This is a genomic window from Comamonas humi, from assembly GCF_054782535.1.
Map to the genome: position 1 here is coordinate 92,370 of NZ_BAAGSH010000018.1, position 11,942 is coordinate 104,311.

8 protein-coding genes and 2 riboswitches are annotated in these 11,942 nt (G+C 70.3%); of the genes, 1 reads left to right on the forward strand and 7 read right to left on the reverse strand.

The genetic code is table 11. The annotated features are described in order from the left end of the window. Positions 1-54: 54 nt before the first annotated feature. On the forward strand, positions 55-1,221 hold the full coding sequence (locus ACYVKR_RS18530) for a saccharopine dehydrogenase family protein (RefSeq protein WP_460482431.1): 1,167 nt from the start codon (positions 55-57) through the stop codon (positions 1,219-1,221). Here ACYVKR_RS18530 and ACYVKR_RS18535 read toward each other — a convergent pair. From ACYVKR_RS18535 to gcvT, 7 genes are all read right to left on the reverse strand, one after another. Further along, entirely contained in the window at positions 1,190-1,780 is a 591-nt protein-coding gene (locus tag ACYVKR_RS18535; protein ID WP_460482432.1) for a cysteine dioxygenase family protein, read from the reverse strand. The genes ACYVKR_RS18530 and ACYVKR_RS18535 overlap by 32 nt on opposite strands. 122 nt (positions 1,781-1,902) lie before the next feature. Further along, positions 1,903-3,219 carry a cytochrome-c peroxidase gene (locus tag ACYVKR_RS18540; protein WP_460482433.1) on the reverse strand — a complete coding sequence of 439 codons (1,317 nt, stop codon included), beginning with the start codon at positions 3,217-3,219 and terminating at the stop codon, positions 1,903-1,905. Beyond that, the gene (locus ACYVKR_RS18545) at positions 3,219-4,682 is read right to left on the reverse strand and encodes a metallophosphoesterase family protein (protein ID WP_460482434.1); all 1,464 of its coding nucleotides are present in this window, start codon (positions 4,680-4,682) and stop codon (positions 3,219-3,221) included. Before ACYVKR_RS18545 ends, ACYVKR_RS18540 begins: the two co-directional genes overlap by 1 nt. Positions 4,683-4,751: 69 nt before the next feature. Further along, positions 4,752-6,680, reverse strand: coding sequence for a diguanylate cyclase domain-containing protein (locus ACYVKR_RS18550; RefSeq protein ID WP_460482435.1), 1,929 nt, complete (start codon positions 6,678-6,680; stop codon positions 4,752-4,754). A 244-nt stretch (positions 6,681-6,924) separates the two neighbouring features. Further along, complete coding sequence (gene gcvP, locus ACYVKR_RS18555; protein ID WP_460482436.1) at positions 6,925-9,831, reverse strand: aminomethyl-transferring glycine dehydrogenase; 2,907 nt, start codon at positions 9,829-9,831, stop codon at positions 6,925-6,927. A gap of 75 nt (positions 9,832-9,906) precedes the next feature. Beyond that, positions 9,907-10,281 carry a glycine cleavage system protein H gene (gene gcvH, locus ACYVKR_RS18560; RefSeq protein WP_460482437.1) on the reverse strand — a complete coding sequence of 125 codons (375 nt, stop codon included), beginning with the start codon at positions 10,279-10,281 and terminating at the stop codon, positions 9,907-9,909. Between the two features lie 234 nt (positions 10,282-10,515). After that, positions 10,516-11,655, reverse strand: coding sequence for an aminomethyltransferase family protein (gene gcvT / locus ACYVKR_RS18565; RefSeq protein ID WP_460482438.1), 1,140 nt, complete (start codon positions 11,653-11,655; stop codon positions 10,516-10,518). 60 nt (positions 11,656-11,715) lie between these two features. Then, a riboswitch (glycine riboswitch) is annotated at positions 11,716-11,836 on the reverse strand. Positions 11,837-11,848: 12 nt separating this feature from the next. Continuing rightward, positions 11,849-11,940: riboswitch (glycine riboswitch) on the reverse strand. Positions 11,941-11,942: the final 2 nt, after the last annotated feature.

The following is an 11,942-nucleotide window of genomic DNA, read 5'->3' on the forward strand; positions in this document are numbered from 1 at the left end:
TTTGACAGCAGCAACTCCTACAGTGGAAGCACCATTCCACTGCAGGAGAGCGCCATGACCACCATCCCCCTGCGCGATAGCCGCGCCGTCACCATCCTCGGCGCGGGCAAGATCGGCTATGCGATGGCGGTGCTGCTGCAGGCCGCCGGCGGCTGGCGCGTGCGCCTGGCGGACCACGCCCAGCCGCAGCTGCAGGCGGCCGCGGCGCTGGGCGTGGAGACCCTGCACATCCGCGGCGATGCCGACTGGCTACGCGCCATGCGTGGCCAGTACGCGGTGCTCAATGCCTTGCCCTACCACCTGGCGACCGCCATGGCCACGCGCGCGGCCGCCGCCGGCGTGCACTATTTCGACCTGACCGAGGACGTGGCCAGCACCCATGCGATCCGCGAGCTGGGCGCCGGCGCCCGCTCGGTGCTGATGCCGCAGTGCGGGCTGGCGCCGGGCTTCATCGGCATCGTCGGCAACGACCTGGCCCAGCGCTTCGACGAGCTGCACGACCTGAAGATGCGCGTCGGCGCGCTGCCGCGCTACCCGCAGGGCGCGCTGCGCTACAACCTGACCTGGAGCACCGAGGGCCTGATCAACGAGTACATCAACCCCTGCGAGGCCCTGGTCGACGGCGAGCCGCTGCAGGTGCACGCGCTGGAGGGGCTGGAAACCTTCGCGCTCGACGGCATCGAGTACGAGGCCTTCAACACCTCGGGCGGGCTGGGCACGCTGGTGCAAACCTGGGCGGGCCGCGCGCGCAACGTGGACTACAAGAGCATCCGCTATCCCGGCCACTGCGCCATCCTGCGCCTGCTGCTCGACGAGCTGAAGCTGCGCAACCGGCGCGAGGTGCTGCGGCAGATCTTCGACGAGGCGATACCTGCCACGCGCCAGGACGTGATCGTGGTCTTTGCCAGCGCCACCGGCCTGCAGCGCGGGCGGCTGGTGCAGGAGTCGTACTCGGCGCGCATCGTGGGCGCCACGGTGGCGGGGCAGGCGCTCACGGCCATCCAGCTCACCACGGCGGCCGGCATCTGCTGCGCGCTCGACCTGGTGGCGCAGGGCCTGCTGCCGCAGGCCGGCTTTGTCTCGCAGGAGCAGATCCGGCTGGAAGACTTTCTGGCCAACCGCTTCGGCCGCCACTGCCGCGAGCATGCCTTGCCGGCGCCGGCCGACTCGCCCACGCCGGCGGGCGATGTCAGCGGCGGGTCTGCACGCCGATCGGCTTGACGCCGCAGGTGCCGGTCTCGAGGTCGTAGCTGGTGCGCCCGGTCAGCGTCTCCATCGCGCGGCCGTACATATGCAGGTGGCGGATCACCTGTTCGCCACGGATTTCCACCGCGTGGATGTCATCGGGCATCAGCGCAATACCGCTGCCGGGTGCCACCACCACCGTCTCTGTCTCGCGCAGCGTGGCCTTGCCGGGTACCGAGCCGTCGTCGCTGCGCTCGTAGAGCCGGTTGTGCTCCGTGCCCTCGACGGCGGCTATGCAGGCCCAGGTGGTGTGGTTGTGCGGCACGATCCGCTTGCCCGGGCGCATCACATTCAGGTACAGCGCATAGCCCTGGTCGGCGTCTTCGGCGATCAGGTAGCGCTCCTGGTATTCGCCGGCCGGCGGCACGGGGTAGTCGGCTTCGCGCCACAGATCGCGCTCTGCCGCCAGGGCCAGCAGCTCTTGCAGCACCGCGTCCAGGCTCTGGCGCGTGGCGGATGGGCCGCCGATGGCGGTTTTCATGCGGGAGATGGCGACGGCGACGGTGTGCTGTCGTTGGGTGGAGATCGAGGTCAAGTGGTGCTCCTGGTCATGGGCGCGGTCTATCGCCCCAAGCGGTGAGTCTTGCACACCCCGAAGCATTGCCCGCTCCACCGGCCATGGTGAACCGGTGGCTGCCTATTTCCAGATACCGGCCTTCACTCCTGCAGCGGCCGGTAGGGCGCGTCGGTCAGGCTGCGCAGGAACGCCAGCAGGTCGTCGATCTCGGCCTCGCTCAGCGCCTGCGGCATGCCCGGGCGGCGGTTCAGCGGCGGCGAGTTGACGTTCACGTTGCCGTGGTAGCGGGGCGCCACGTCGTCGAACGGCGGGCGCCGGCCGTACCAGCGGCCGGGGTCGGTGCCGCGGGTGTTGTAGAACTCGACCACCTCGCGCAGCGTGCGCAGCGAGCCGTTGTGCATGTAGCTCTGGCGCACGGCGACGTTGCGCAGCCCGGGCGTGCGGGTGTAGCCGCACCATTGTTCGGGATCGTCCCAGCGCAGCCGGCGCGCGGTCTCGCACAGGCCGTGGTCGAAATGGCGCGGGTCGCGGTTGGGCGCCAGGCGCCGGTTGCGCGGCGCGGCCAGGGCCTCGTAGCCGAAGTCGGTGAACAGCGAGCGCTCGGGGCGGGTCGAGGTCTCGACCACCGTATGGCACGAGGCGCAGTTGCCCTTGTCGGGGTTCTTGAACAGCGCCAGGCCCCGGATCTCCGCTGGCGAGAGCTGGGCCTGGCCGCGCAGAAAGTCGTCGAAGCGCGAGCTGAATGGCGCCAGCTCGTCGCTCTGCAGGTAGGCCTGCAGGGCCGTGCCCAGGGCCTGTAGCAGCGCCTGCGGATCGCGCGCGGCCTGCGAGCCGAAGCGCGGCACCAGCGATGCGGCCACGCCGTTGGCCTGCAGGCGCTGCAGCAGCTGGCGGGGGCTGCCATTGTTCATCTCCACCGGGTTCAGCAGCGGGTGGCGCACCTGCTCGGCCAGCGTGTCGGCGCTGCCGTCGGCCATCAGGCCGCCGAAGATGCCAGGGGCCGGCGCATCGTCGTCCTGGTAGAAGTGCAGGCGCGGCACATAGCGCACATAGAGCAGCGACGGTGCGGCGCGAGTACCGAAGCGGCCGGCGCGGCTGCCTTGCGCGGTGCCGGGGCTGGTGGCCGCCTGCGCCAGGCCGCGCCGCAGGTCGGGCCCGAAGGCTCGTGCCGGGTCGTGGCAGCTGGCGCAGGACATGCCGGCAGGGTTGGACAGCCGGGTGTCGAAGAACAGCTGGCGGCCCAGGGCCGCGAGCGCCGGATCGGGGGCGAAGCGCGCAGCCGTCGAGTCGTACTTCGCGGCGACCTGGGGCGTGGCGCCGATGTGCGCCACCACGCGCCCGGCGGCGCCGGGGGCCAGCCAGACCTGGCTTTCGGGCGCCGCGTGCGCTGCCAGACCCAGGAGTGCCCAACCCAGCAGCGCCAGGCCGCGCGACAGCTTGGAGACCAGGGCGATCATCAAGGCGTGAGGAAACCGGTCTTGTCGCAATCGAGCTGCAGGCCTTCCTGCTGGCAGGTGGCCATGAGCTTGCCGGCGGCCGAGTAGGCCTGGAAGGTCCAGCCGGAGGAAGGGGCCGCGCGGCGCTCCATCAGCACGAAGCCGAAGCTCGCATGGTGGGTGATGCGGTCGATCACCGCGCCGGGCGCCGGCGTGGCGTCGGCGGCCAGCGGATCGGGCAGGGCCACGTCGAGGTTGTCGCCCGCGTCGCCGCTGACGATGGTGGCCGCGTGGCCGCTCTTGAAGCTGATGGCCTGGAAGTTGTGCACGTGGCCGTGCAGCGCGAGGTTCACGCCCGGCGGGTAGTAGGCCTGTGGGTACAGGCTGGCCATGGCCGATTGCAGCGCCAGGTTGCCCGGCGCGGGCGCCGCGCCGGGGATGGGGGCGAAGGCCAGGATCGGGTGGTGGTTGGTGAAGATGGTGTTGGCCGTGCCGCCCTTGGCCGCCAGGTCGGCCACCTGCTGGAACTGCTTCTGGTAGATGGCGAACTGCGCGTCGCTGGGCTTGAGCGCGGCCCGGCCGACCTTGGCCGAGTCGAACACCACCACCTGCGTGTTGCCGCCCAGGCGCACGGCATACGGGTCGCTGTAGTTGGCTGTGGCGTCGTTGGCGGCGCTGTTGCACGAGCGCGCCTCGCCGAAGGGCTGCGTGTCGAGGAAGCGGAACCAGCCCTGGCCGCCGCGCGCGCATTCCTCGTGGTTGCCGCGCACCATCACCCAGGGAGCGGCGGCGAGCAGCTTGGCGGCGGGCTTGAACAGGTCGGCCTGCCAGGTGTCCCAGCCATAGCCCCAGGGGCTGCCCTGGCAGCCCTTCACGTCGGCGGGGCAGGCGTTCTCGCGGTAGTGGTAGTCGCCCACATGCAGCACCAGGTCGGGCTTGAAGCCGGCTGCGGTGTCGGCCACGGTGGCGAAGGGCCAGGCCACGGCATCGCCACAGGCCTGCCAGGCGTTGTCGGCCTTCTTCATGCGGCAGCCGGTATCGCCCAGCACCACGATGCGCTGCGGCTGGGCCTTGGGCAGCGGCAGGCTCTGGCCGGCCACCTTCACGTCGGTGGCATCGGCGGGCAGCGCGGTTTCGCAGACGCTGACCGGAAATTCGGCGGGTTTGGAGTCCTCGGGCGCACTGGCCGTGGGCCGCAGTGGCGCGGTGGCCGGGCCGGCACGCAGGCCCATGCGCGAGGTCTGGCCGTTGATCGAGATCTGCGGGCAGGCGGCACCCGGCGTGGCCGCGGGCACGGGCGTGTACGAGGTGATGGCGCGAGCCGTGGCCTGGTTGCCCGCGCCCACCACCACCCAGGCGGCCTCGATGTGGCGCGCGTTGCTGGCGGCGTCGGAGCCGCCGCTGCCGCAGCCCTGCAGCGCCAGCGCCGCGGCCGTGGCGGCCATGGCGCCGCCCACCTTCCAGAGAGGTCCTTGTTGTGTCATTCTTTTACCCGTCACCGTGGTTGCAAAACGGCGCCAGCATAGGCAGGCCGCGTGACAGGGGCGTGAAACTCAGGCTTCGAGGTCGGGCGTGTAGAACACGTACCGGCCGCGGCCGAGCTTCTTGGCGGCGTACAGGGCCCGGTCGGCCTCGCGCAGCAGGCGGTCGGGGTCGACCGCGGCAAAGCTGCTCAGGTGCAGCGTGATGCCGATGGAGACGCCGATCGTGACCTCGCGGCCCTCGATGGTGTAGGGCTCGCTGAGCGCCTCGATCACGCGCTCGGCCAGGCGCGACGCAGCCTCCAGCGAGGCCGCGTCCTGCACGATGCAGAACTCGTCGCCGCCCAGCCGGGCCACCAGGTCGGTGGCGCGCAGCAGGCCGCGCAGCCGCTGCGCCACGGCGCACAGCAGCGCGTCGCCGGCGGCGTGGCCGAAGGTGTCGTTCACCGGCTTGAAGCGATCCAGGTCCAGGTACTGCAGCGCGCCCGAGTAGCGCCGGCCGGGGTTGCCGGTCAGGCTGCCCAGGTGGCTCAGCAGGCGGCTACGGTTCGGCAGCCGGGTCAGCGAGTCGTGGTGGGCCAGGTAGGAAACGGCGGCCTGCGCGCGCTTGCGCTCGTCCACGTCCTCGAGCACGCCCAGCCATTCCTGCAGGCGGCCGCGCGCATCGTTGATGGCGGCGCCGCGGGCGCGCATCCAGCGCCATTGGCCGTTGGGCGCGCGCAGCCGCAGCTCCACGTCCAACACCGCGTGCTGGGCCAGCAGTTCCGAGGCCTGCTGGCGCAGCATGCGCACATCGTGCGGATGCACGCGGCGCAGCCAGGCAAAGCCGAGCGCGGCGTTGTCGGGCCGGCCGACCTGGGCGTGCCAGCCGACGACGGACAGCGCGCGGCCCTGGGTGTCCAGCGTCCACAGCACGGCCGCGCCCGCGTGGGCCAGCGTGCGCGAGCGCTGCTCGCTGCTGGCCAGGGCCTGGGCGATGCTGCGCTGCGCGGCCAGCGAGGCCTCGAGCTGCTGGCGGGCATGGTCCAGGCTGCCGCGCAGGCTCTCGAACTCGCGCACCTGGATCCAGGCGCGCGAGGCATCGCCGCGCACGAAGGGCTGGCCGGCCCGCGCGCTGCGGGCCAGCTGGTGGATGGGGCGCAGGATCTGCTGGGCCAGCCAGGCGGCCACCAGCAGCGCGATCACGAAGGCGGCGAGGCCGGCGAGGACCACCGTGCGCAGCGGCTGCTGCCAGCGCGCGTTGAAGGACTCCAGCGGCACGCCGGTCACCACCACCCAGCCCGGCGTACCCGGCAACTGCTTGAAGGCGAACATCACCGAGCCGCCGTCGGCGCGCTTGCCCTCGAAGGTGCCGCGCTGATTGCCGACCTGGCGCAGCCGCTCCCAGTCCGGCGCCATGGCGCCGATGTAGCGCTCGGCCTGCACCGAGCGGGCAAGGATGCGGCCATTGCCGTCCGTCACCGCCACCAGCATGCCTTCGTCGGAGCTGTCGGGCGCGGTGCTGACGATGTCCTCGGGCCGCGTACTGAGCACCAGTACACCGCCCGTTGGCAGGGCCGTCGCCATCGCCAGCCGGGGCGCGCCGCGCACGAAATAGAGCTGCGACACCGCGGAGTGCGGCGCTGTGCTCAACTGCTGCACGAACGCCGCGGGCAGCAGGCTGGCGGCCTGGCCGGGGACGTCGCCGGCCGGCAGCATCTCTAGCGTGGCGCTGTCCGCGAGGCCGGCCACTTTCAGGGCCTGGCGCAGCGCGACCGGGTCCTGCACATCGATGGTGGTGGCCAGCAGGCGCAGCAGCGCGTCGCGGTTGCGCACGTCCAGCTCGATGCCGTGCCCCAGGTTGACGGCGGTGTTCAGCAGGCGCTCCTGGCTGTAGGCGCGGTAGGAGGTGGCGGTGCGCCACACCACGTAGCAGCTGGCCGCCAGGATGGGCAGCAGCGTGGCGAGCACGATCCAGACCAGGTAGGTGCGCAGCGGGCGATGGTGGTCATGCGCGGGCACGGCGTGCCCGGAAACCCCACTGGCTCTGGCCGGTGCGGAGGCTAGGGAAGGCGCGTCGGAAGGGGCTGGCGGGGCAGGCAAGGGCGGGCTCTTGGGTAGCGAGCCCGCATCATAGAACCTAAACCCGGGAAGCCGGATCGATGGAAAACTGACCGGTCCGGCCAGGGCGATAGCCAGAGGGCATGATCACCCGGGCCGGTACTGCCCCGGCGGCAAAGGACGCCGCCGCCGGGGGATGCAGCGGTCAGGCGTGCTCGGCCACCGGCACGCAGCTGCAGAACAGGTTGCGGTCGCCGTAGACGTTGTCCACGCGGCCCACGGGGCTCCAGTACTTGTTCTGGCGCAGCGCCGCCACCGGGTAGGCGGCGGTTTCGCGGCTGTAGGCATGCGCCCAGTCGGCCACGAGCAGGCTCTCGGCGGTGTGCGGCGCGTTCTTCAGCGGGTTGTCGTCCTGGCCCAGCGTGCCGGCCTCGACCTGGCGGATCTCCTCGCGGATGGCGATCATCGCGGCGATGAAGCGGTCCAGCTCGTACAGGCTTTCGCTCTCGGTGGGCTCGACCATCAGCGTATTGGGCACGGGGAAGGACAGCGTGGGCGCGTGGAAGCCGTAGTCCACCAGGCGCTTGGCCACGTCCTCGGCCATGATGCCGGTGCTTTCCTTGAACTGGCGCAGGTCGAGGATGCACTCGTGCGCCACGCGGCCGGTGTCGCCCGCGTACAGCGTGGGGTAGTGGTCCTTGAGGCGCGCGCTGATGTAGTTGGCGCTGAGGATGGCTGTCTCGGTGGCGAGCTGCAGGCCTTCGGCGCCCATCATGCGGATGTACATCCAGCTGATCGGCAGCACCGCGGCATTGCCCAGCGGCGCGGCGCTGACCGGGCCGACCTGGCCGGCGGCCGGCGCCTGTGGCGCATCGCCCTGGCCCGGCAGGCCGGGCAGGAAGGGCACGAGGTCCTCGACCACGCAGACCGGGCCGACGCCCGGGCCGCCGCCGCCGTGCGGGATGCAGAAAGTCTTGTGCAGGTTCAGGTGGCTCACGTCGCCGCCGAACTCGCCGGGCGCGGCCAGGCCGACCAGGGCGTTCATGTTGGCGCCGTCCACGTAGACGCGGCCGCCGTGGCTGTGCACCAGCTGGCACAGTTCCTTCACCTGGGTCTCGAACACGCCGTGCGTGCTGGGGTAGGTGATCATGATGCAGGCCAGGTTGGCGCTGTGCTGCTCGCACTTGGCCTTCAGATCGGCCATGTCGATGTTGCCGTTCTCATCGCACTTGGTCACCACCACCTGCAGGCCCACCATCTGCGCGCTGGCCGGGTTGGTGCCGTGCGCGCTGCTGGGGATCAGGCAGATGGTGCGATGTGCGTCGCCGCGGCTCGCGTGGTAGGCCTTGATGGCCAGCAGGCCGGCGTACTCGCCCTGCGAGCCGGCGTTGGGCTGCAGGCTGATGCCGGCGTAGCCCGTGGCCTGGCACAGCCAGGCGCGCAGCTGCGCGTCCAGCTCGGCGTAGCCTTGCTGCTGGTCGGCCGGCGCGAAGGGGTGCACGCTGGCGAACTCGGGCCAGGTGATGGGGATCATCTCGCTGGTGGCGTTGAGCTTCATGGTGCACGAGCCCAGCGGGATCATGCTGCGGTCCAGCGCCAGGTCCTTGTCCGAGAGCTGGCGGATGTAGCGCAGCATCGCGGTCTCGGAATGGTGGGTGTTGAACACCGGGTGCGCGAGGAAGCGGCTGGCGCGGCGCAGCGCCTCGGGGATCAGCGGCTCGACGCCGTTCTCGAAGTCGGCAAAGCTCGGCAGCGCCTGGCCGTCCTGGGCGAAGATCTTCCACAGCAGCTCGACGTCGGCGCGCGTGGTGGTCTCGTCCAGCGAGATGCACAGGTAGTCTTTGAAGTAAATTCGCAGGTTTGCGCCCATGGATACTGCGCTAGAAGCTATCGATTGCGTAGCGCTACCGGTGTGCAACGACAGCGTGTCGAAGGCCGAGTGCTCGCGCACCGGCGCGCCCAGCGCCTTCAGGCCACGGGCCAGGATGGCGGTGTAGGCCGCCACGCGCTGGGCGATGCGGGTCAGGCCCTCGGGGCCGTGATAGACGGCGTACATGCTGGCGATCACCGCCGGCAGCACCTGGGCCGTGCAGATGTTGGAGGTGGCCTTTTCGCGGCGGATGTGCTGCTCGCGCGTCTGCAGCGCGAGGCGGTAGGCGGGCTTGCCGTGCACGTCCACGCTCACGCCGACCAGGCGGCCGGGCAGCGAGCGCTTGTACTCGTCGCGGCAGGCCATGAAGGCCGCGTGCGGGCCGCCGGCGCCCATGGGCATGCCGAAGCGCTGCGTGGTGCCGACGACGATGTCCGCGCCCCATTCGCCGGGCGGGGTGATGAGGGTCAGGGCCAGCAGGTCGGTGGCGACGATGAAGGCGGCCTGCTTGCCATGGGCCAGTTCCACGTCGGCGCGCAGTTCGTCGATGCGGCCGCTGGTGGATGGGTACTGGGCCAGCACGGCGAAGTAGTCGCCGGCGAGCAGCGCGTTCCACTCTTCGAGCGAGTTGGCCAGCACCACCTCGATGCCCATGGGCTCGGCGCGGGTCTGGATCACCTCGATGGTCTGCGGGTGCGCGTCGCCCGCGACCACGAAGCGGTTGCTCTTGCTCTTGACCGAGCGCTTGGCCAGCGTCATCGCCTCGGCGGCGGCCGTGGCTTCGTCGAGCATCGAGGCGTTGGCGATGGGCATGGCCGTCAGGTCGCAGACCATGGTCTGGAAGTTGACCAGGGCCTCCATGCGGCCTTGCGAGATTTCGGCCTGGTAGGGCGTGTAGGCGGTGTACCAGGCGGGGTTTTCGAGGATGTTGCGCAGGATCACGCCGGGCGTGTGCGTGCCGTAGTAGCCCTGGCCGATGAAGCTCTTGAGCAGGCGGTTCTTGCTGGCGATGGCCTTGAGCTCGTCGAGCGCGGCGGCTTCGGTGACGGCCGCGGGCAGGTCCATGGGCTTGTGGCGCGCGATGGACGCCGGCACCACGCTCTCGATCAGCGCCTGGCGCGAGGCCACGCCGATGGCGGACAGCATGTGCGCCTCGTCGGAGGCATCGATGCCCACATGGCGGGGCAGGAACTCGCTGGGGTTTTCCAGCGCTGCGAGAGACGGGGTGGAGGGCATCAGCATGGTCCGGCGGAGGTTTTTAAGTGAAATCGGGCTCCAGCGCTCATGTAGAAAGCGCCGGCAGCTATCAATAAAGGATCAGGAGTTCTGGGCGAACTCGTTGTAGGCGGTCTCGTCGAGCAGGCCGTCGAGCTGGCTGGCGTCGGCCAGCTTGACCTTGAAGAACCAGCCGGCGCCCAGCGGGTCGCTGTTGGCGAGCGACGGGTCGTTGCGCAGGTCTTCGTTGACTTCGACGATCTCGCCGGAGACGGGCATGTACACGTCGGCCGCGGCCTTCACCGACTCGACCACGCCGGCCACGTCGCCCTGGTTGAAGCTCGCGCCCACCTCGGGCAGGTCGACGAAGACCACGTCACCGAGTGCGTCCTGCGCATGCACGGTGATGCCGACCACGGCCGCGCTGGCGTCGGCAATGTTGATCCATTCGTGTTCTTTGGAGAATTTGACAGTCATGTGGGCTCCGGGAGCTAGAGAGAAAAGAAAAAGGAACTTACCGTTGGTACGGTACGAGCATGTTAGTTACCCATGGCAGCTTGTGGTGCCAAAAGCGCATAAAACTGGCGCAATCCATCGGCGGGCACCGAGGAAGGGCCGCCCCGCACCGAGGGTGCCGTCTCCCTCCCGCGAAGCGAGAGAGGGCGCCGTGCAACGGGGGAAGGCGCGAAGCGACTCAGGGGGTGTTTCATTTCAGCCGCGGAAGTAGTTCGCGGGCGTGAAGGGCATAGGCGCCACTTCCATCGGCACGCGCTTGCCGCGCACGATGGCGTCGAGCTTCTGGCCCGTGGCGGCCAGCGCGGCGTCCACATAGGCCATGGCGATGGGCTTGTCCACCGTGGGGCCGAGCAGGCCGCTGGTGACCACGCCGACAATCTTGCCGTCGGCATCCTGCAGCTCGGCCGGCTCGCGCACCGGAATGCGCTCCAGCGCCACCAGGCCCACGCGCTTGCGCTTGAGCGTGGCGGGGGTGTCGATCTGCGCCAGCACCTTGTCGGCGCCGGGGAAGCCGCCGGCGCGCGCGCCGCCGGTGCGGCGCACCTTCTGGATGGCCCAGTTCAGCGCCGCCTCGGGCGGGGTGGTGGTGGTGTCCAGGTCGCTGCCGTACAGGCACAGGCCGGCTTCCAGGCGCAGCGAGTTGCGTGCGCCGAGGCCGATGGGCTTGACCTCGGGCTGGGCCAGCAGCTTGCGCGCCAGCGCCTCGGCCTGGTTGCCGGGCACCGAGATCTCGAAGCCATCCTCGCCGGTGTAGCCGCTGCGGGTGATGAAGCAGGAGATGCCGTCCACGTCGAACTGGCCGCCGGTCATGAACACCAGCTTCTCGACACCGGGCGCCAGGCGCGACAGCGCGGTGACGGCCTGCGGGCCCTGCAGCGCGAGCAGGCCGTGGTCGGGCATGGGCACGACCTGGCAGCGGCTGCCGATGCGGTCCTGGATGTGGGCGATGTCGGCGGCCTTGCAGGCACCGTTGACGATCACGAACAGGGTGTGTTCACCGTTGACGAGGCCCTGGTTGAAGAACATCAGGTCGTCGAGGATGCCGCCCTCGTCGTTCAGCAGCAGGCCGTAGCGCTGCTTGCCGACGGGCAGGTCGATCACGTCCACCGGCATCAGCGACTCGAAGGCCGCGGCGGCGCCGGAGCCCACCAGGCGCAGCTGGCCCATGTGCGACACGTCGAACAGGCCGGCGCTGGCGCGCGTGTGCTTGTGCTCGGCGATCAGGCCCTCGGGGTACTGCACGGGCATGGAGTAGCCGGCGAACGGCACCATGCGGGCGCCCAGTTCCAGGTGCAAGGCGTTGAGCGGCGTGGTGTGGAGGGCGGAGACGGTCATGGGCAACTCGGAATCAGGGCAAATCAATGAACCACGCGGCGCACCGATGCGCCGCATGCCGTTTGCCCCGCTGTCCGCTTTACCTGAGAGATTCACCCGCGCCGCGCATTCGTCTGCGGGCCAGGGGCTTGCTCCTTCGGTGGACGTGGTGCATGCCACGCCTCTCTCCAGCAAGGTGACGCCCCGGCAGGCGGGGCGTTTGCCAGTCCTTTTGCCTGAGCGTTCGGTGGGTACCTGCGCCTTCGGCGGCTTGCTCAGCGACAAGCTCTCTCCTGACGGGGCGAATT